This window comes from Delftia sp. JD2 (assembly GCF_001682645.1).
Lineage (GTDB): Bacteria > Pseudomonadota > Gammaproteobacteria > Burkholderiales > Burkholderiaceae_C > Comamonas > Comamonas acidovorans.
Map to the genome: position 1 here is coordinate 1 of NZ_LFJT01000037.1, position 19,532 is coordinate 19,532.

The 19,532-nt window shown below is 58.4% G+C and carries 19 protein-coding genes and 1 pseudogene; 19 read left to right on the top strand and 1 reads right to left on the bottom strand.

Features of this window, described 5'->3' with window-relative positions:
• From ACM14_RS19215 to ACM14_RS31685, 3 genes are all read left to right on the top strand, one after another.
• On the top strand, window positions 1-2,414 hold a 2,414-nt coding region (locus ACM14_RS19215), incomplete at its 5' end, for an RHS repeat-associated core domain-containing protein (RefSeq protein ID WP_139093458.1).
• Between the two features lie 35 nt (window positions 2,415-2,449).
• Window positions 2,450-2,785 (top strand): hypothetical protein, encoded by a 336-nt coding sequence (locus tag ACM14_RS31680; protein ID WP_139093459.1) that lies wholly within the window; start codon window positions 2,450-2,452, stop codon window positions 2,783-2,785.
• A 544-nt stretch (window positions 2,786-3,329) separates the two neighbouring features.
• Window positions 3,330-3,722, top strand: coding sequence for a hypothetical protein (locus tag ACM14_RS31685; RefSeq protein ID WP_139093460.1), 393 nt, complete (start codon window positions 3,330-3,332; stop codon window positions 3,720-3,722).
• 870 nt (window positions 3,723-4,592) lie between these two features.
• On the opposite strand, the gene ACM14_RS31695 is transcribed toward ACM14_RS31685, so the two are convergent.
• Window positions 4,593-4,805, bottom strand: coding sequence for a hypothetical protein (locus tag ACM14_RS31695; protein ID WP_139093461.1), 213 nt, complete (start codon window positions 4,803-4,805; stop codon window positions 4,593-4,595).
• A 173-nt stretch (window positions 4,806-4,978) separates the two neighbouring features.
• On the opposite strand from ACM14_RS31695, the pseudogene ACM14_RS32640 reads away from it, so the two are divergent.
• From ACM14_RS32640 to ACM14_RS19265, 16 genes and pseudogenes are all read left to right on the top strand, one after another.
• Window positions 4,979-5,768, top strand: a pseudogene (locus ACM14_RS32640) (RHS repeat-associated core domain-containing protein); the annotation flags it as partial.
• 6 nt (window positions 5,769-5,774) lie between these two features.
• Entirely contained in the window at window positions 5,775-6,074 is a 300-nt protein-coding gene (locus ACM14_RS31700) for a hypothetical protein (RefSeq protein ID WP_139093462.1), read from the top strand.
• 79 nt (window positions 6,075-6,153) lie between these two features.
• The gene (locus ACM14_RS19225) at window positions 6,154-6,399 is read left to right on the top strand and encodes an RHS repeat-associated core domain-containing protein (protein ID WP_254662093.1); all 246 of its coding nucleotides are present in this window, start codon (window positions 6,154-6,156) and stop codon (window positions 6,397-6,399) included.
• A gap of 401 nt (window positions 6,400-6,800) precedes the next feature.
• On the top strand, window positions 6,801-7,328 hold the full coding sequence (locus ACM14_RS31705) for a hypothetical protein (protein ID WP_139093463.1): 528 nt from the start codon (window positions 6,801-6,803) through the stop codon (window positions 7,326-7,328).
• A gap of 170 nt (window positions 7,329-7,498) precedes the next feature.
• A complete protein-coding gene (locus ACM14_RS32645; RefSeq protein WP_071957083.1) occupies window positions 7,499-7,582 on the top strand; it encodes an RHS domain-containing protein in 84 nt (27 codons plus the stop codon).
• 186 nt (window positions 7,583-7,768) lie between these two features.
• A complete protein-coding gene (locus ACM14_RS31715) occupies window positions 7,769-8,119 on the top strand; it encodes a hypothetical protein (protein ID WP_139093464.1) in 351 nt (116 codons plus the stop codon).
• Between the two features lie 112 nt (window positions 8,120-8,231).
• A complete protein-coding gene (locus ACM14_RS31720; protein ID WP_139093465.1) occupies window positions 8,232-8,546 on the top strand; it encodes a hypothetical protein in 315 nt (104 codons plus the stop codon).
• A gap of 363 nt (window positions 8,547-8,909) precedes the next feature.
• On the top strand, window positions 8,910-9,458 hold the full coding sequence (locus tag ACM14_RS31725; protein WP_139093466.1) for a hypothetical protein: 549 nt from the start codon (window positions 8,910-8,912) through the stop codon (window positions 9,456-9,458).
• 227 nt (window positions 9,459-9,685) lie between these two features.
• Window positions 9,686-10,999 (top strand): SGNH/GDSL hydrolase family protein, encoded by a 1,314-nt coding sequence (locus ACM14_RS19230; protein ID WP_065347031.1) that lies wholly within the window; start codon window positions 9,686-9,688, stop codon window positions 10,997-10,999.
• Between the two features lie 137 nt (window positions 11,000-11,136).
• Window positions 11,137-11,655 (top strand): sigma-70 family RNA polymerase sigma factor, encoded by a 519-nt coding sequence (locus ACM14_RS19235; RefSeq protein ID WP_013803359.1) that lies wholly within the window; start codon window positions 11,137-11,139, stop codon window positions 11,653-11,655.
• 13 nt (window positions 11,656-11,668) lie between these two features.
• Window positions 11,669-12,676, top strand: a complete 1,008-nt coding sequence (locus ACM14_RS19240; RefSeq protein ID WP_065347032.1) for a FecR domain-containing protein — start codon at window positions 11,669-11,671, stop codon at window positions 12,674-12,676.
• A 153-nt stretch (window positions 12,677-12,829) separates the two neighbouring features.
• Window positions 12,830-14,644, top strand: a complete 1,815-nt coding sequence (locus ACM14_RS19245; protein ID WP_065347033.1) for an ABC transporter ATP-binding protein — start codon at window positions 12,830-12,832, stop codon at window positions 14,642-14,644.
• A complete protein-coding gene (locus ACM14_RS19250; RefSeq protein WP_065347034.1) occupies window positions 14,638-16,443 on the top strand; it encodes an ABC transporter ATP-binding protein in 1,806 nt (601 codons plus the stop codon). The genes ACM14_RS19245 and ACM14_RS19250 overlap by 7 nt, the downstream gene beginning before the upstream one ends.
• Window positions 16,440-17,444, top strand: coding sequence for an ABC transporter permease (locus tag ACM14_RS19255; protein ID WP_065347035.1), 1,005 nt, complete (start codon window positions 16,440-16,442; stop codon window positions 17,442-17,444). The genes ACM14_RS19250 and ACM14_RS19255 overlap by 4 nt, the downstream gene beginning before the upstream one ends.
• Window positions 17,444-18,406 (top strand): iron chelate uptake ABC transporter family permease subunit, encoded by a 963-nt coding sequence (locus ACM14_RS19260; protein ID WP_065347036.1) that lies wholly within the window; start codon window positions 17,444-17,446, stop codon window positions 18,404-18,406. The genes ACM14_RS19255 and ACM14_RS19260 overlap by 1 nt, the downstream gene beginning before the upstream one ends.
• A 64-nt stretch (window positions 18,407-18,470) precedes the next feature.
• On the top strand, window positions 18,471-19,508 hold the full coding sequence (locus tag ACM14_RS19265; RefSeq protein ID WP_065347062.1) for a siderophore ABC transporter substrate-binding protein: 1,038 nt from the start codon (window positions 18,471-18,473) through the stop codon (window positions 19,506-19,508).
• The last annotated feature ends 24 nt before the right edge of the window (window positions 19,509-19,532 follow it).

Sequence of the window (19,532 nt, forward strand, 5' to 3'; positions counted from 1 at the left end):
TCATGGAAGCCACGGATGGCAACGCCGCGCAGCAAAGCAGCAGCCACTATCGCTGGGACGAAGGCGGGCGATTGGCCGAACGCCGGCTGCCCGCCACACCCCATGCGCCCGCACAAACCCACCGCTACGAATGGGATGCCGCCGGGCGCCTCACGGCGGCCAGCGTATGGCAGCACACCGGCGAGAACACCATCCAACTGCAAAGCCGCATAGCACTGGAGCGCGACGCGCTGGGCCGCATCACCGCAGAAGTGCAGCAGCTGTACCGCCCAGGCAAGGGCGGGGGCGGCAACGGGGGCGCGGAGCAGATCGAATACGAACACCGCATCGCCCACACCCTGGATGCGCTGGGCGCACGCCGGCACAGCCAGCTGCAAGGCCTGGGAGAGATCGCCTGGCTCACCTACGGCTCAGGCCATGTGCACGGACTGCAGCTCAACGGAGCCAGCCTCATCGACTTCGAGCGCGACAGCCTGCACCGCGAAGTCCGCCGCAGCCTGCACCCACCCACCGCCGCAGCAGACGCACACAACCCCCTGCAGGTGCAACGCCAATGGGACAGCCTGGGCCGCCTCACGGCCCTGGGCACCACGGGCCTGCAAGCGCTGCAGCACACCGACCTGACGGACACCGGCGCCCAGGTCCACACCCTCATCGGCCAGATCCTTGGCCGCCGCTACCACTACGACAGCCTGGGCCAGCTCGTTGCCATCGAACAGGCCGGCGCCCCAGGCCAGGCCGCACAACTGCTGCGCTACGGCTACGACAGCGCCGGACGCCTCAGAGCGGCCACCGACAGCCAGGACCCCCAGACCACCACCCGCTGGCAGATCGACCCTGCAGGCAACCGCCTGCCAGCACCCGGTGCACCGGGCCAGACGAACACCCAGGACAACTGGGCTGCCCAGGTCCACGCCCACTGGCGGCACACCGACTTCAACCTCATGGGCCTGGGCCACCTTGCAGGCCAGCGCCAAGGCCCCGTGCAGCGCTGGGAAGACAACCGCATCGGCTTCACCGAAGACTGCGTCTGGCGCTACGACCCCTGCGGCAACCGCATCGCGCAAATGAAGGCGGACCACAGCCAGCAGCAACTGCACTACGACGGAGCCCACCAGCTCATAGCAGTGCGCAGCAGCCAGATCCAGGGCAACGCCGAGCAGCTGCGCCACCACAGCTGCTACACCTACGACGCCCTGGGCCGCAGGCTCAAGCAGCAAGTGGAAAGCGCAGACACCGAACTGCCCACACGCACCCACTACTACGGCTGGGACGGAGACCGCCTCATCCACACCGAACGCCTGCAGGGCGGCGACGACACCCGCCACATAGAGCACACCATCTACGAACCGGGCAGCTTCACGCCCCTGGTGCGCCTGAGCACCACGGCCAGCGGCGACCCGCAAAGCGAGCCCCACCTGCTGGTGCAAGCCATCACCGCAGGCCTGCCCGACCAGGACGACCCCAACCACACGCCGGCCCTGGCCCTGATGCAAACCATGCTCAGCGCCATGCCGCGCGACATGCAGCAAGACGCCGCCCGCCACCTGCGCCACACCCTGGAGCACGGCCTGCCGCCCAGCGCCCAGGCCATGCTGGGCGAACAGGCCGAGGGCACCGCCCGCATGCTCAGCGGCATGCAGGCCAAGTTGCAGGAACAGGAAAAAGAACAGCACGCCCGCATCGCCATCCACCACTACCACTGCGACCATCTGGGCACGCCCATGGCCCTGACGGACCAGACCGGCCAGGTGGCCTGGGCCGCCAAGCTGGACCCCTGGGGCAATGTGCTGCAGGAGTACAACCCGCAAGGCATCCTCCAGGCGATCCGGCTGCCAGGGCAGCACCATGACAGGGAAACGGGGCTGTATTACAACCGGCATCGGTATTACGATCCGGTGGTGGGGAGTTATATCAATCAGGATCCGATTGGGTTGAATGGAGGCGTTAATTATTACAATTACCCAAAAAATCCAAATATTGGCATAGATCCATGGGGGCTGGTCGATTTAAATCTCTTTCCGGAGTCTGAAAATATTCGAGGTTTTGCAAACAAGGTTCCACCTAAGTCAGGGGTTTATCAAGTAGGAGCACATGGCAACCCTAGCTTGATTGTTGATGACAAGGGAAAAATTCTGTCCCCCTCAGACTTGGCGAAGAAAATCAAGAGCGACCCAAACTATAAAAGTGGAACACCTGTGGAATTACTTTCTTGCAACACTGGAAAAGGAAATGATCCATATGCGAAAAAACTAGCAAACGAATTGGGCGCAAAAGTAAGTGCACCGGATCAATACATGTGGTATTCCAGTGATGGAAGCACTACGCCGATGGGAATGACATCGGCAGGAGCTCAAGATAAGACCGCCCCTGGAAAGATGATAGATTTCAACCCTTCGTCAAAGGGGAAGTGATGCGGTACATTTTTATACTATTCATACTCATAACAATGACCAACATAGCCAATTCAGATCAATCATCCGGGTCAATTTATCATTTAAATCCAAATGAAATCCTTAATCTTAAAAAGAAGGCTGAAATTGATTCCAAGGCTTCTTATAGGCTTTACGAGTACTATACACTTTCTGAATACAATGAAGAAGAGTCCATGACTTGGCTGGAAAAAGCTGCCTTGTTGGGGCATGAACTGGCGCAATTCAACTATGTAAAGCATTTTTATGACAACGGAAATAAAAAGAAAGCAAATTCGCTAGCTAAGAAATGGAAAGACAATGTTGAGATAAATAAGTTATTTCTTGAAAAGAATCCCTCAAATAAAAAATAACAACTTCATTAAGTTTGATAGACTGTTTTTCTATAGACATTTCCCGCAAACTATATAAGTTGAAATATGACATAAACTCGGAAAATATGGGACACCCAGCGCACCCGCCCCGAGCGAACAGACCGGAAGCACCGCGCGCATGCCGAGTGGTGCACAGGCACAATGGTAGTAATAGCGCAGCATTGCCATCCTCCACTGCAACTGCGTACTCTGGGCAGCGCACTGCAGGCTCTGACGGACTGGGTTAGATATGTGATACGGACTGCAAAACTTGGCCCTTGAGGCAATTCTTTCCAGAAATACAACCCGAAAGAGATCCACCAGGCCTTCTGGCTACGAGGGCAGCACCATGACAGGGAGACGGGCTGTATTAAGCGCGACTTTCATAGACATGGCCCATTCCCAAAATTAATAAAAAACGATCCTGGGCAAAGCTAGGTAGAATCTGCTGCAGATAAATTATTGATTTCAAAAATGGAATAAAATTTGACTGCTATTGTTTCGATTAGAGAATTTTATTTCCTGAAATTGATGGCAAATAAAAATGAAAAAATTGGCATTAACTATAAGTCTATGTATTTTAACTTCTACTCAAAATTCCATGGCTGCAGATGAAAAAGAATGGATGTTGTTGAGTAGATCCGATGGATGCATATCATTGGAGGAGTTGTATTTTGAGTATCAATATCTAAATCGAAAGAAAACTCCTGGTGAAATATTTGGTGAGGTAAAGAAAAAATATAAAACAACAACCATTAAACCATTTCTGGATTATATAAAAGACGAAAAAACGGATGGAGAGAAGATTGGATTAAATGAGAGATCATTTTTTAAGAATTTCAATAGAAAAAATGCGATAATCATTGAAAGCAAAGAAGATAATATTGAAATAATTCTAGTCACGAAATTATTGTGCGAAAAGATTTTTAAAAAATAGAATACTTAACCACAGTAGCAGGAAAAACCACCAAGGACGATCTCCCTAGGGCGCATGATGAATGCTCAGCACCTAAGTGACTGGCGGCAGCATTCGTATCACGCATATAGTACTAAACACATCCATTTCTACCACAGGGATAGCAACTGCCTCATCCACGCCGAACGCATGCAGCACGGCGGGGAAACCCGCCGCATAGAACACATGGTCTACACAAGCCGGGCAGCTTCACGCATGAGCACCACGGCCAGCTAACCCTCTGCTGGTCAAGCCATTACCGCAGGCCAGCCCGACCGGGGCGCCCCCAGTCACACGTTGGCCCCGACCTTCATGCAAACCATGATCAGTTGCATACAGGCTCAACCGTAAAAACAGTAAAGAGAGCAGCACGCCCACATCGCCATCCACCACTACGACTGCGACCACCTGGGCACGCCAATGGCGCTGACGGACCAGACAGGCTAGGTAGCCTGAGCAGCAAAGCTGGACCCTTGGGGAAATGGTACTGCAGGAGTACAAAACGCAGGGCATACACCAGGCGATCCGGCTGCCGAGGCAGGACCATTCCATTTCGGTGCGGCATTGCACGTCATACAAGATGCGACTTCACCCTCTCACTCGGCATTTCAATTTTTGATTGGACAAGAGAGTACTATGGAAATTCTTATTCATATTGGCAAGGAATCGATTGTCCCCAGTAAGGATAGCTCTCTATTTGAGAGTACAAAGAAAGCGTGGGAAGCATTTAAATCCGGCGACATAAATAGATTCACCTGCCCCTGTAAATAAAATGAGAAATTACAGTTTCATAACGTGCACAGCATTTATGTGGCCCGCTACCTGCTGGGGATCAGGCGATATATCTGCCATCTATTTAATTTCAGTAGATACATTGGTTTTTATATTCTCAATATATTGCGTAACAAAAATCAAATGTGCGAAGAATAAAGTATATGCAATGGCATCTATTTTTTTTCTATTTCTTTTTAAGAGCATTATTAATTTCAAAATACCTTTTGTTGATAATGAATTTTCCATAATAACGTCAACTTGTATTTTTGTTATAGCAAGTGTTTGCATCATCATCCGTTTCAAGAAATAGTATATATACAAAATATACTATGGAAAGCTCCGTCTAAAATTGGTGATAAAAAAAGCGCCACGGCGCACAGCACAAAGCAAGTTCAGTTAAATGCAGCTTAACTTCAAGGGAAGGAAAAGAATGGTAACGGCGCATCGTCATTCCCTGCCATCCATGTGTCCATATGGACACGCCAATGGCCCTGACAGACCAGACCGGCCAGGTGACCTGGGCTGCGAAGCTGCACCCCTGGGGCAATGTGCTGCAGGAGTACAACCCGCAGGGCCTGCAGCAGGCGATCCGGCTGCCGGGGCAACACCATGATGCATTACAACCGGCATCGGTATTACGATCCGATGGTGGGGAGTTATATCAATCAGGATCCTATTGGTTTGAATGGAGGAACGAACATATCAGTGTATGCGCCAGATCCATTGCAATGGATTGATCCACTGGGATTAGTGAGGTGGGCTGATGCAGTGAATAATGGGTTAGGAATTTTAGGGAGCGCGGGCGGTGCAATCGTTGGCGGTGCCTTGCTGGCGGCACCAGAGCCAACCCTGATAACAAAAGTGGCTGGATCTGCCGTGCTTTCAAAATCTGTATATGGTTTTGGTGCAAGCTGGTATGGATTTACAAGAGCCTTGAGCGATGACCCAAGCTACGATATACCGAGCGATCAATCTTCATTGCCTCGTGCACTCGTTTGTGCTGCTGGATGCAATGATGCAGGCAGAGGGGTTGCAGATGTGATGGATTTAAGCTTGGATTTGGCTGTTGGAAAGATTCCAGTCAATAATAAAATAAAACTACCAATAAAATGGGGCATGGATGTGGACCCACCATGGAAACAGCCTGTCAGCAGTATGTTCACTCCTCGGCAAAAAACTGCTCTGGATGTATTGCAAGGAGCGACTGCTGCGCAAAGCATGATGAACTCCGGGGCGTCCATTTGCAAGAAATAGAAATCAATGAAAATAGATCACAAATCATCTTTAGTGCATTTTGAAAAATATTCAGATATATACGCTGGACTTGTATCTATTCTGATGAATTTAATGCTGGTTATTAATTTATTTGAGAATAGTGTAAGTTTACTATTTGGTTTCTTATTTTACATTTTTTGTGGATTGTATATATTTGGCGCAGGCTCAATGGAGCTAAGAAGAAAAAATAATAGAGGTTATTTTATTTTCTTTTTATTCTATTTAATTCCATATTTTTTCTCTGGTGTGTTTTGTTTATATTTTGCATTATTTAATAATGCTTAAAAACCCGCGAAGAATTCAAAATATCAATAAGCGTGCAATGATATTTTTATTCAAGTAGTACGACCACCTGGGCACACCCATGGCCCTGACCGACCAGACCGGCCAGGTGCCCTGGGCCGCAAAGCTGGACCCTTGGGGCAATGTGCTGCAGGAGTACAACCCGCAGGGCATCCACCAGGCGATCCGGCTGCCGGGGCAGCACCATGACAGGGAAACGGGGCTGTATTACAACCGGCATCGGTATTACGAGCCGGTGGTGAGAAGTTATGTGAATCAGGATCCGATCGGGTTGGCCGGAAGGGTTAACAAAGTATATATGCGATAAATCCCATGATTTCCATGGATCCTTTGGGCTTGGTTCCCGTAAAAACGTGTGTAGAGAGAATTTTGAAAGCAGCGGAGAAAAATAAAAAATCAAGAAAGATATTCATACACCTCCAATTATGGCTTTGGATCGAAAGTAAATAAATGTAATCTCGTTGTTCATGAGGTGCTAGAAAATGCAGATGTCGAATCTTCCTCGCGCTACAGATTCGAAATTATCTCAAGAGGACCAGCAACTGCTGGAGATTGGGAAAATCCACAAAAAAGCAATTCCCGTATTTGAATTTGTTACTTCTACAAAGCCTGGTAATATTGTTGCAGTAGCATGCCTATATGGGGACGCTACTGGGCATGTGCCATTCGTGACGGGGAGTCGTGCAACCATTGGCGCAGGCTCAGAAGATGGATCACATTCAACTAGTTGGTCAAGGAATGGGGTATCGCCTAAAGGCAATCCAATATATAGAAGATGCAGGATTGAAAAAGATTATGAAAACAGTAATTTACATAATAGCGGCAGCGCTTGGTTTTCAAATAATATCTTTGCTAATTTTCTTGATGGCACCGATGAAAATTGATTTATCGGATATAGAGGGATTTAATTTGTCTTATATTTTTAATAAGCTTGGAAATCCAGACTATGATTTGAGTGTCAAAGATATATTGGGATGGCAAAGCCATCGCTGCCTAATTCGTCAAAATGTCGTAATTAGGATAAAAGAATCGAACATTAAACCAACTGCTTTCCCTGCATCAATAAGTGTTTCAAATACATTGGGGGAAGAAACTCATTATTTCAAGTTATCAAAACACTCAAGATCTGACGGAAATAACAATTTTATTAGAACGACCACCATAACCGTATGGCCATACGGTGATTTTCTAATAAGTAAAGAGATTGTTGAAAACAAAAATCACCAGTCACAGTGAGTCTCGATATGCGTAGATTGTTCAGCCCCATGGGTTATAACAAGATGAGGCCAATACGCGCAGATCGCTTGGTCATGTTGGGTATCCACGACGAGCACACCACAAAAATGCTGCAGGAGATGCGCAAGTAACTGCAAAAGCAGGAGCGAGCGTAACAGGGCTCCGTAGCCATCCATCACTACCACTGCGACCATCTGGGCACGCCCATGGCCCTGACCGACCAGCGAGGGTTAGTGGCCTGGGTCGCACAGTAGGACCCCTGTGGCAATGTGCTGCACGAATACAACCCACAGGGGACGTCTCGCAGAGGTTTGAGGTATGGAGTGGTGAAGAAGGATTGCTTCATAAAGCACATCACTTAAGCCAGGAAATAGTACAACCGGGCGAGAATAGTGATCTAGGAAAAATTACAGAACAAGCTTGGAAAGATTTCAAAGGCAATGAAAGTAATGCGTTCAAAATTACTTGCGGATGCGATTGGACTGATTTTCTTTCTTGCATTACCCACGCCGGCTTTCGCTTTTGCAACCGATGTGGTGTTGTATTATTTTTGGGCAATATTTTTCGTATTTTTGGTTTGCATTGTTGGATCTATATATTTGCATTCAACAAGGAAAGCAATATACGCATCAATTTGGATAATAAGCGTATTTTTCTCTGTTTATTGTGAGGTTCCAAGAAATATAAAAATGCTGGTGACGATTTATTTACTCATTAGTCCGATAATTATTCTTGTGTTGATTTTTTATAGAAGTAATAATAAGCAGCAGAGCGAGAGAGAAAAAGAATAACACCTGACAAAGATCGTGAAAAATAATTTCCAAGATAGTATTGATGATGGCGGTGTATGGATCATAGAAAGAACTCTGGTGCGCTTAATGCAAGAAAATACTGGAAAACTCCATGAAGATTAAATTGGTAATTATTATTTTAATCTTGCTAAATGGATATTTTTTCTTCAGAAAAGATGGTTTTGATTATTATATAAATAAAGATTACGACTTTGTTTGTGTATTTCCGCCATATACGCCAAAATTAGTTGTTCTTGAAGAGCTGAGAAAATATTCAAGTGATTTAAAGGATGATGTGGCGTACAAAGAATCAATGGACGATGGTATTTTTACTTATTTCTTTATAAAAAATAATGAAATAATTTCTTCTGGAGAAGAAATGGTGAAGAATAATTCGATGGGTGAATATGGTTGTTTGGGTAGATGAAGATATTACCGCGATTTAACTTTCCTTGAAGTGAAGACTTGTGCCAAGTGCCATAGTCTTTTCTAACTAATGCACTCACACAGTTAAGCGAGTATTTTAGTACTGCATCCAATCTGGAGTGGGTGTGCACAGATCTTTCTTTGCTGATGTTGGACTAGCTGTTGTTGCAAAAAATAAATGGCTCTTTTTGGCCGGGGCGCTACTGTTATGCATGTCAAATTGTCCAATAGTCACGGTAATTTTGGTGGCGGATGTAGATTAGTTAGGCTGCAAGTAATAGAGGCTCCACTGGAATTTTTGGAGTTTCATTCTTGGGTATTGCGAAATAAGCGCTTGTTTTATGAGTATTGAATACATAAGCCCATGAAGAAGATAATAAAAGTATCTTTCGGATCATTCGTTGTGGTTGCACTTCTGGGATTTATTTTTCTTATTTCTTCAATCGAGAATGAAAAGGAGAGCTTCTTCTCTTCCTATGATCTATTGGATGAAGATGGACAAAGATATATCTCTTGGGTTCCCGCTTTTTTACCAAAGACTGCCTTTAATATCAGAATATATGCTGATGTGGAAACTAATCATTTTTATATGTTCTTTCAGCTGGAAAAAATTCAATCTATTGATTTTCAGAAAAAGATGAATATGAAAGCATCAAAAAATGGAGTCGCGCTGCTTCAAAAGGGCGTTGAGAAAATAAAATCAGGGTGGTGCGCTTTTCAGGACATTTCGAATGGATTTGGTGAAAATCTATATCTGCTGGGAAAAGTAAGCTCTAGTGAAGAAATTTATTATGTGACGAAGGCGACAACGGCTACTAATTTGAATTCAACTGAATATACTTCGGAAATGGCGAAGAAATATTGTGAGCATGGCGATTTCAAGCCTGAAATACAATATCTGGACATCAGGTAATTGGCGAGGGTGAATCTGTAGGATGTGATTTTTGCCGTCAGAAGACCGCTTCAGCCTTGCATCGCTCCTACAAAAAAGCGCTTGAATACGCACTCCATCCTCGCTGCCAAAGCACAGCACAGGCCTCATCGTGAATTAAATTCACAGATGGTGTTCCAGCAGACCGTCTAGTCCCGCGCAGCCCTTGAATCCATGATCCCGCCATCGACAGCCATAGGGTTCCTTGCATGCGGCAACTTTTTCCATCGCTTTCCACGGCCTCGGGCGCGGTCCTTCTGGCGCTTGTGATTTCCACGCCAGCCTTGGCGGCTTCGACGGTGCCGGCGGGTTCGGCTGAAGCCTCCAACTGGGCTGCCACGTGGCAGGCCAGCCCGCAGCCGGTCTGGGGGGCGGACTTCCTCTTTCCCACCAATCTGCCCGCCGTTCTGCAGGACCAGACCGTGCGCCAGGTGGCGCGCATCAGCCTGGGCGGGCCGCGCCTGCGCGTCGTGCTGTCCAACGCCTATGGCGGCCAGCCGGTGACCGTGGGCAGGGCGACCGTGGCAAAGCCGTTGCCGGCGGGCGCCATTGACGCTGGCAGCCTGCAGGCCGTGACCTTTGGCGGCAGCGCGCAAGCCACCATTGCCGCAGGCGCATCCCTGGTCAGCGACCCTGTGGCCTTGCCGCTGGCCTCGCTGTCGCAGGTGGCCGTGAGCCTGTACGTGCCCGGCGCCACGCCTGTGCAAAGTTTTCACTGGGATGGGCGTCAGACCGGCTGGATCGTGGCGGGCGACCAGTCCGCTGCTGCGGCGCTGCGGACTTCGGACCCTGGCGCAATCAGCAGCACGGCCCGCCCGCTGTTGGCGGGTATTCAGGTTGAGGCCGACCCCGCGTCACCCGCGGCGCCCGTGGTAGCGGTGATGGGCGACTCCATCACCGACGGCGCCACGGCCAGCCTGGACCGGGACAGCCGCTGGCCGGATTTCCTGGCCGCGCGCCTTGCGCCGCACGGCGCGGCGGTGGTCAATGCCGGCATTTCGGGCGCGCGCCTGCTGTCGGATGGCATGGGCGAGCATGCGCTGGCGCGGCTGGAGCGTGATGTGTTGGCCCAGCCCGGTGTGCGCAGCCTCATCGTGCTGCTGGGCATCAACGATATTTCCTGGCCCGGCACGGCCTTTGCGCGGCAAGCGCCGCGTCCCACGCTGCAGGACATGACAGAGGGCTATCGCCAGCTGATTGCCAGGGCGCGCAGCCACGGCCTGCGCGTGATCGGCGCCACCTTGCCGCCTTTCGAGGGCGCCTTGCCAGGCACGCCGCTGGACGACTATTACCAGGCCGAAAAGGACGATCTGCGCCGGCATGTAAACGCCTGGATACGCCTGGGCGGCGCCTTCGATGCGGTGATCGACTTCGATGCCGTGCTGCGCGATGGCGCCCATCCTTCCCGCATGGCGGCGCGCTTCGACTCGGGCGACCGGCTGCATCCTGGCGACGAAGGCAATCGCGCCATGGCCGATGCGGTGGATCTGAACGCCATACTGCCGGGCCTGCTGCCGCGCTAGCAGCGCCTGCACGCGGTGGAGGTGGCGTTGATGGTGGCGTTGGCGGCGGCGGGGCTGTCTCCCTATAAAATGCAAATGGTTCTCATTTGTCATTCGTCCCTGGCCTGCCTGCGCCCTGGGATACAGGGAGGGGTATCGTGGCCGCCGCCGAGTTTGCGCTTCAGCAACAAGTCGAAATTCTCTACACCGATCACCACGGCTGGTTGCGCGGCCTGCTGCGCCGCAAGCTGGGCAATGCCTTTGATGCGGCCGATCTGGCGCACGACGTTTACCTGCAACTGCTGCGCACCGGTCGTGTTCCGCCGGCCGACGAGCACCGCCGACATCTCACCCAGATCGCCAACGGCCTGGTGATCGACCTGTACCGGCGCCGCCGCGTGGAGGCGGCCTATCTTGAAGCGCTGGCCCTGCTGCCCGAGCAGATGGCGCCCTCCGAAGAAACACGTGCCCTGGCGCTGGAGGCGCTGGTGGAGATCGACGCCGCGCTGAACGGCCTGCCGCCCAAGGCGCGCAAGGCCTTGCTGCTGTGCAAGCTCGACGGCATGGCCTACCGCGATATCGCGGCCGAGCTGGGCGTGTCCGTGTCTTCGGTGGAGAAATACATCGCCGCCGGCCTGCTGGCCTGCTACCAGGCGCTGCACGGCCCGGTGTGCTGAACGGCCCGTCCGCATGTCCTCATCGCCTGCATCGCCCGACGCCTCCAGCGAGCTGCTGGAGCCGGCCATTGTCCAGCGCGCCGCCGAGTGGATGGCCCGGCTATGGGCCGATGACGCCAGCGACGAAGACCGCGCCGCCTGCGCCCGCTGGCGTGCCGAGCATCCGCGGCACGAGCTGGCCTGGAGCCGCCTGCAGGCCTTTGACGACAAGCTGCGCAGCGTGCCCGGCGGCATTGCGCGGCATACGCTGGCGGACACCTCCGCTGCGTCGCCGGCGCCACGCCGCGGCCGCCGCCGCGCCATGCAGTTGCTGGGCTTCATGGCCATGGCCGGTGGCATTGCCCATGTGGTGCGCGGCACCGATGCCTGGCAAATCGCCGCTGCCAGCCATGGCACGGCGCGTGGCGAGGTCCGCGAGATCACGCTGCCGGATGGCACGCAGGTGGTGCTGGCATCGGCCTCGGCCATCGACCTGCGCTTTGACGGGGCCGAACGCCTGATCCTGCTGCGCGCCGGAGAAATCCTCGTGACCACCGCGCCTGATCCGCAAAGCACACCGCGCCCGCTGCGCGTGCGCTCGCGCCACGGCACGGTGCAGGCCCTGGGCACGCGCTTCACCCTGCGCCAGGAAGATGAGCAGTCCCGCGTGACCGTGTTCGAGGGCGCGGTGGAGGTGCGTCCCGCCCGGGCGCCGGGCCAGGTGGTGCGCGTGGAGGCAGGGCAGGGCGCCGTCTTCTCCGGCGATCTGGCCCAGCCCCCGGTGGCCGCGCGGGAAAGCGCCGCCGCCTGGGCGCGCGGCGTGCTGGTGGCCGACAACATGCCGCTGGGCGAACTGGTGGCCGAGCTGGCGCGCTACCGCACGGGCCTGCTGCGCTGCGACCCGCAGGTGGCCGGCCTGCGCGTCACGGGCGTGTTCTCGCTGCGCGATACCGACCGCGCCCTGCACAACCTGGCGCTGGGCCTGCCCGTGCAGGTGGTCTCGCGCACGCGCTATTGGGTCACGGTGCAGGCGGCGGGCTGAGGCGCCTTTCATCACGGCGCCTTCCCTGTCTCTTGGAGCCCGTTACCGGCTGATTCAAATTCCTGCCCCTGCGGATTGAGGGTTTGGCGTTCTCGTTCGGAAGACAGGCAAGAGCCCTTGTTTTCTGTCCCGCCATGCCTTCCAGGAAATCCCATGCACTCCACCGATGCCGATGACCCTCAGGCCGGCCCCGGCCCCATTGCGCAGACGCTGCAGCCCATCCGCGCGCAGCTTGTTCTTGCCGCGCTGCTGTCGTTTGCGGGCGCCGTGCTGGCGCTGGCGCCGCTGGCGGGCATTGCCCACATCGCGCGGCTGGCGCTGGCCGATGGCGGCATGGTGGCGGCCGATGCCTGGCGCGTCATCGTGCTGTGCCTTGTCTGCCTGTTCGCAGGCATGGCCCTGGTGTCGGCGGGCGAGCTGGTTGCCCATCTGGCCGACAACCGACTCACCCACGGACTGCGCCTGTCGGCCATGCAGCGGCTGGCGCGCGTGCCGCTGGGCTGGTTTACCGAGCGGGCCTCGGGCCAGGTCAAGCAGGCCATGCAGGACGACGTGGCCACCCTGCACGAGCTGACCGCGCACTTCTACACCACGGTGGGGCGCGGTGCGGGCACGGTGGCCGCTTCTGCGGTCTACCTGGTGGCCATGGACTGGCGCATGGCCCTGGTCTCGGCCCTGCCGTTCGGCATCTTCTTTCTGGTGATGCGCCACGCCATGCAGGCCAGCAGTGCCCACATGCCGGCCTTTGGCGCGGGGCTGGCGCGCATCAACAACGCGGTGGTGGAGTTCGTAAACGGCATTCCCGTGGTCAAGGCCTTTGGTGCCAGCGGGCGCGCCCATGGCAGCTACCGCGAGGCCGTCGATGGTTTTACCGACGCCTTCCTCGGCTTTGCGCGCCCGCTGGTGTCCGCACGCGCCAATGCCAATGCGCTGATCGCGCCCGTGGCCGTGCTGGGCGTGATGCTGGCCTTTGGCACGCTGTTCACGGCCCTGGGCTGGATGGCGCCCGTGGATGTGCTGCCCTTTGCCTTGGTGGCGCCGGGCATCAGCGCGCCGCTGCAGCTGCTCAGCTTCAACCTGCATGCGCTCAACCACGCCACGGGCGCCGCCCAGCGCGTGCAGGCGCTGCTGCGCACGCCCGTACTGGAGCAACCGGCCGCCGATCAATGCAGGCTGCCCCAAGGCTGCGAAGTCCGCTTCGAAGGCGTTGGCCATGCCTACGAGGCGGGGCATGACGTGCTCAAGGGCATGGATTTCACGCTCAGGCCCGGCACGGTGACCGCCGTGGTCGGTGCCTCGGGCGCGGGCAAGTCCACGCTCGCCCGGCTGTTGCTGCGCTTCTTCGACCCGAACGAAGGGCGCATCACGCTGGGCGGGGTGGACCTGCGGCAGATCGAGACCCGGCAGCTGTACCGCCATCTGGCCTTTGTGCTGCAGGACGTGCGCCTGGTGCACGCCAGCGTGCGCGAGAACATCGCCCTGGGCCGGCCCTCGGCCAGCGCGCAGGAGGTGGAAGAGGCGGCGCGCGCCGCCCACATCCATGAACGCATCCTGGCGCTGCCGCGCGGCTATGACTCCGTGATCGGCGAAGACGCCCAGTTGTCCGGCGGCGAGCAGCAGCGCCTGAGCATTGCGCGCGCTGTGCTGCTGGATGCGCCCGTGCTGGTGCTGGACGAGCCCACGGCCGCTGCCGATGCCGAGAGCGAGGCCGCCATTCAGGAAGCCCTGTCGCGCCTGGCCGCCGGACGCACCCTGCTGGTCATCGCCCACCGGCTGGACACCGTCATGCATGCGGACCAGATTCTGGTGGTGGAGGGCGGAGCCATCCGCGAGCGCGGCCGCCATGCCGAGCTGCTGGCGCTGGGCGGACGCTACGCACGGCTGTGGGCGCTGGGCGGGTATGCACCACCGCCCACGCAAGCCCAGCCTTTCACCCCCGCCCTGGCCCCGGAGCTGCCGCCATGCTGAAGACCCTGATGCAACTGCTGGGCGACGATGCCCGGCTTTTCCGCCGCTATGCCTGGATGGCCGTGCTGCACGGCCTGCTCAGCGGCCTGGTCGTCACCGCTCTTGTGCCCGTGCTTTCGCGCCTGCTGGCAGGCGATACGCGCGGCGCCGCGGCCTGGCTGGCCGTGCTGCTGGCGGGCGTGGTGCTGTGCTGGGCCTGGCAGCGCCAGGTGGAAAAAGCCGGCCTGGGCCTGGGCGCCGCCGTGCTGCGCGTGGCACGCCACCGCCTGGGTGACCATGTGACCCGCCTGCCCGTGGGATGGTTCACCCCCGAGAACACGGCCCGGCTCAACCACGTGGTCTCGCAGGGAATGATGGAAGTGGCCCAGCTGCCGGCCCATGTGTTCACGCCCGTGTTCAGCGGCGCCGTGGCACCCTTTGCCGTAGTGGCCGCACTGTGTGCCATGGACTGGCGCATGGGCCTGATTGCACTGCTGGCGCTGCCGCTGCTGGCAGGCGTGCTGCTGGTCACCGCGCACCTGGGCCGCCATGCCGACGAGCGCCTGCAGCGCAGCATGGCTGGCGCCAGCCAGCGCATGGTGGAGTTTGCGCAGGCGCAGTCGGTGCTGCGCGCCTTCAATGGCGAAGGCGGCGGCACGCGCTGGCTGGAGCAGGCCCTGGGCCGGCAGCGCGCATCGGGCGCGCAATCCATCCGCCTGGTGGCGCTGTCGGGCGTGCTCAATGGCTGGGCCGTGCAGGCCGTGTTTGCGGCCCTGCTGGTGGCCGGCGCGCTGTGGCTGGACGAGCGCCTGGGCGGCGTTGCAGCACAGGGCATGGGCATGGGAATGGAAGCTGCCATCCCCGTGATCGTGGCCCTGCTGCTGGCCTGCCACCATGTCGATCCGCTGCTGGAGGTGGCCGGCTACGCCGACTCGCTGCGCGCCGCGCGCGTGCAGCTCGATGCCGTGCGCGACATCCTCGCGGTCCAGCCGCTGCCCGAGCCTGCCGTGCCCCAGGCGCCGCGCGATGCCTCGGTGGAGCTGCGCGATGTGGTGTTCCGCTACGCGCCGGGCCAGCCCGAAGTGCTGCGGGGCCTGAGCCTGCGCGTGGAGCCGGGCTCGATGACGGCGCTGGTGGGCGCCTCCGGCTCTGGCAAGTCGTCCGTGCTGCGGCTGATCGCGCGCTTTTTCGATGTACAGCAGGGCAGCGTTCTGGTGGGCGGCATCGACGTGCGTCAGATCGCGGGCGAGCGGCTGGCCGGGCAGATCAGCCAGATCTTTCAGGACAGCTACCTTTTCCAGGGCTCCATTGCCGACAACATCCGCATGGGCCGCCCGCAGGCCAGCGATGCCGAGGTGATGGAGGCCGCCCGCCAGGCCGGCGTGGCCGAAATCATCGAGCGCCTGCCGCAGGGCCTGGACACGCCGGTGGGCGAGGGCGGGGCGCGCCTGTCGGGCGGCGAGCGCCAGCGCATCGCCATTGCCCGCGCGCTCATCAAGGACGCGCCCATCCTCCTGGTCGATGAGGCCACGGCCGCGCTGGATGCCGAGAACCAGGCCGCCATCGCCCAGGCGCTGGCGCGGCTGCGCGGCCGGCGCACGCTGATCGTGATTGCCCACCAGCTGTCCACCGTGGCCATGGCCGACCAGATCATCGTGCTGGACCAGGGCCGCGTCAGCGAGCAGGGCACGCCGCAGCAGCTGGCGCAGGCGCAGGGCCTGTATGCGCGCTTTCTGGCGCGGCGGCGCGCCGCCAAGGGCTGGCGCATTGCGGGAACGCGCACGGGAACGGCCACAGGCACGGGCGAGGACCTCCGTTGAGCGAGCTTGCGAAGCCAGAGACAAGGACGCAGGCCCCGCGCCTGGCGCCGTGGCTGCTGCCGTTTGCCGCGCTGTGCTGCGCGTCCGTGCTCATCGGCGCGCGGCAGGTGGACTGGGGGCAGCTGCTGTCGCTGTCGGGCGATGCCTGGCTCACCCTCACGGCCAGCCGCCTGCCGCGCCTGGCAGCGCTGGTGCTCACGGGGGTGGGGCTGTCGGTGTGCGGCGTGGTGCTGCAGCAGATCGTGCAGAACCGCTTTGTGGAGCCTGCTACCTGCGGCGGGCTGGATGCGGCCAAGCTGGGCATTCTGGTGTCGCTGACGGTGGCGCCCGCCTCGGCCTTCACCTCGGGCGCGTGGGGCGTGGCCTGGCGCATGGTGTTCGCGCTGGTGTTCTGCCTGGGCGCCAGCCTGCTGTACGTGGCCATCATCCGCCGCATGCGCCTGCGCAACCTGGTGCTGGTGCCCGTGGTGGGCCTGATGTACGGCAGCGTGCTCAGCGCCATCGCCGAGTTCCATGCCTTCCGCCACAACCTGCTGCAAAGCATGCAGGGCTGGCTGCTGGGCGACTTCTCGCGCATCGTGCAGGGGCACTACGAAATCATCTATCTCATCGTGCCCATCGTGGCGCTCACCTATGCGTTTGCGCACCGCTTCACCGTGCTGGGCATGGGCGAGGGCATGGCCACCAGCCTGGGCCTGAGCTATCCGGCGCTGGCCACACTGGGCCTGGTGCTGGTGGCCGTCACCGTCTCGGCCACGGTCATCACCGTGGGCGCCATTCCCTTCGTGGGCCTGGTCATTCCCAACCTGGTGGCCATGCGCTGCGGCGAAAACCTGGGCCGCACCCTGCCCATCGTCGCGCTCAGCGGCGCCTCGCTGCTGCTGGCCTGCGACATCGTGGGCCGGCTGATCATGCACCCCTTCGAGGTGCCGATCGGCCTGACGGCGGGTAGCGTGGGCGGCGTGCTCTTCCTCGTGCTCATCCTGCGCAGGAGGCCGTGATGCGCAAGGCCTTGCCTCAGACAACCGCATGGATTGCGGCTGCCGTGGTTGCCGTCGCGCTGGCGGCCTGCTTCGTGCTGCTGGGCTCGGGCCTGGACTTCGGCTACGTCATTGCACGGCGGCTGACGCGGCTGTCGGCCATCGTCATCGGCGGCATCTGCATTGCGCTGTCGTCCATCGTCTTCCAGACGATTGCGGGCAACCGCATCCTCACGCCAGCCATCATGGGTTACGAGGCGGTCTACCTTCTGCTGCAGGCGTTGCTGGTGCTGGCCATGGGCGTGCAAAGCCTGGTGGTGCTGGGCCCCGGCGGCAACTTCTGGCTGTCGGTGGCCTGCATGCTGGGCTACTCCTGGGCCCTGCACCGCTGGCTGCTGGGCGGGGGCCGCGACAACGTGTACTTCCTGCTGCTGCTGGGCCTGGTGCTGGGCATGGTGATAGGCACCTTCACGCAGTTCGTGCAGCTGCGCATCAGCCCGGGCGAATTCTCTGTGCTGCAGGGCTACAGCTACACCTCGTTCAACCGCGCCCGGCCCGCGCAGCTGCTGTGGTCGGCGCTGATCGTGGCCGTGGCCTGCGTGATCGTGCGGCGCAGCCTGCCCGTGCTGGACGTGCTGGCCCTGGGGCGCGAGCAGGCCATCTCGCTGGGCGTGCACTACCAGCGCCAGCTGCGCCTGCAGCTGGCGCTGATTGCCGCGCTGGTGGCGGTGTCCACCAGCCTGCTGGGGCCCACGGCCTTCATGGGCATCTTCGTGGCCCACATCAGCTACGCGCTGGCGGGCACAGCGCGCCACCGCGTCACGCTGCCGCTGGGCTGCGCCGTGGCCGTGTCCATCTTCATCGCGGCGCAACTGGCGGTGGAGCATGTCTTCAACTACCGCACCTCGGTGGGCATCCTCGTCAACCTCGTGTGCGGCAGCTACTTCCTCGCGCTCATGGTGCGCGGGCGTGGCCGGGCCTGAGCCGGCCCCCGGCCTCCCAAAAACACCCAATGCGATGCATCCCATTTTTCAGGAGAGAAAGCCCGTGACCCGTCTGTTCCGCATTCCCCATCACGCTTCCATGTTGGCCCTGGCCGCTGCCCTGGCCCTGTCGGCCTGCGACCGGCCCGCCAACCCGTCGGCACAGGCCGCAGCGCCCCAGGCGGCGGCCGGCGAGTTCAAGCCCGTCACGGTGCAGCACCAGCTCGGCACCACGGTGGTGGAGCACCTTCCGCAGCGCGTGGCCGCGCTGGACATGAACGAGGCCGACTTCCTCGACCAGCTCGGCGTGCCTATTGCCGGCATGCCCAAGGACTTCGTGCCCCACTTCCTGGCACAGTACAAGGACGACGCCGGCGTGCAGGACCTGGGCTCCATCGTCCAGCCCAACCTGGAGCGCGTGCACGCGCTCAAGCCTGACCTGGTGCTGATCTCGCCCATCCAGGCCAGCGCCTACCAGGAGCTTTCGGGCTTTGCGCCCACGGTGCATTTCGACGTGGACTTCAGGAACAGCGGCACCCGGCACCTGGACACCGTGCGCGATCATCTGCTCACCCTGGGCCGCATCTTCGGCAAGGAGGACCTGGCGCGCGCCAAGGCCGCCGAGATGGACGACAAGGTCGCCCAGGCCCGACGCGCCACCGAGGGCCGTGCGGAGACGGCCCTCATCGTCATGCACAACAACGGCGCCTTCAGCTCCTTCGGGCCGCAGTCGCGCTACGGCTTTGTCTTCAACGCACTGGGCGTCAAGCCCGCCAGCACGGCGGCCGAGGCCGACCTGCACGGCCAGCCCATCTCCAGCGAATTCATACAGCAGGCCAACCCGGACATCCTCTACGTGATCGACCGCACGGCCATCATGCAGCGCCGCCCGGGCATGGACGCCGCAGGCATGGACAACCCGCTGCTGCGCCAGACCAGCGCCTGGAAGAACAACCGCGTGGTCTTCGTCGATTCAGAGGCCTGGTACGTCACGGCGGCCAGCGTGACCTCGGTGAAGCTCATGGTCGATGACGTGCTCAAGGGCTACGGCGATGCGCCGGCAGCGGGCGCGGCATCGGTGGCAACTGCGGTTGCAAATTGATCGCATTCTCGATTGAGGGTTTGG

What these genes read in the sequence shown, in the direction of transcription:
- ACM14_RS19250 (WP_065347034.1), top strand. Translation starts at nt 14,638, where the DNA reads ATGCTGAAGACCCTGATGCAACTGCTGGGCGACGATGCCCGGCTTTTC.
- ACM14_RS19225 (WP_254662093.1), top strand. Translation starts at nt 6,154, where the DNA reads ATGGCCCTGACCGACCAGACCGGCCAGGTGCCCTGGGCCGCAAAGCTG.
- ACM14_RS31685 (WP_139093460.1), top strand. Translation starts at nt 3,330, where the DNA reads ATGAAAAAATTGGCATTAACTATAAGTCTATGTATTTTAACTTCTACT.
- ACM14_RS31705 (WP_139093463.1), top strand. Translation starts at nt 6,801, where the DNA reads ATGGATCACATTCAACTAGTTGGTCAAGGAATGGGGTATCGCCTAAAG.
- ACM14_RS31715 (WP_139093464.1), top strand. Translation starts at nt 7,769, where the DNA reads ATGAAAGTAATGCGTTCAAAATTACTTGCGGATGCGATTGGACTGATT.
- ACM14_RS19260 (WP_065347036.1), top strand. Translation starts at nt 17,444, where the DNA reads ATGCGCAAGGCCTTGCCTCAGACAACCGCATGGATTGCGGCTGCCGTG.
- ACM14_RS19240 (WP_065347032.1), top strand. Translation starts at nt 11,669, where the DNA reads ATGTCCTCATCGCCTGCATCGCCCGACGCCTCCAGCGAGCTGCTGGAG.
- ACM14_RS31700 (WP_139093462.1), top strand. Translation starts at nt 5,775, where the DNA reads ATGAAAATAGATCACAAATCATCTTTAGTGCATTTTGAAAAATATTCA.
- ACM14_RS31680 (WP_139093459.1), top strand. Translation starts at nt 2,450, where the DNA reads ATGACCAACATAGCCAATTCAGATCAATCATCCGGGTCAATTTATCAT.
- ACM14_RS31725 (WP_139093466.1), top strand. Translation starts at nt 8,910, where the DNA reads ATGAAGAAGATAATAAAAGTATCTTTCGGATCATTCGTTGTGGTTGCA.
- ACM14_RS31720 (WP_139093465.1), top strand. Translation starts at nt 8,232, where the DNA reads ATGAAGATTAAATTGGTAATTATTATTTTAATCTTGCTAAATGGATAT.
- ACM14_RS19230 (WP_065347031.1), top strand. Translation starts at nt 9,686, where the DNA reads ATGCGGCAACTTTTTCCATCGCTTTCCACGGCCTCGGGCGCGGTCCTT.
- ACM14_RS31695 (WP_139093461.1), bottom strand. Translation starts at nt 4,805, where the DNA reads ATGATGCAAACACTTGCTATAACAAAAATACAAGTTGACGTTATTATG.
- ACM14_RS19245 (WP_065347033.1), top strand. Translation starts at nt 12,830, where the DNA reads ATGCACTCCACCGATGCCGATGACCCTCAGGCCGGCCCCGGCCCCATT.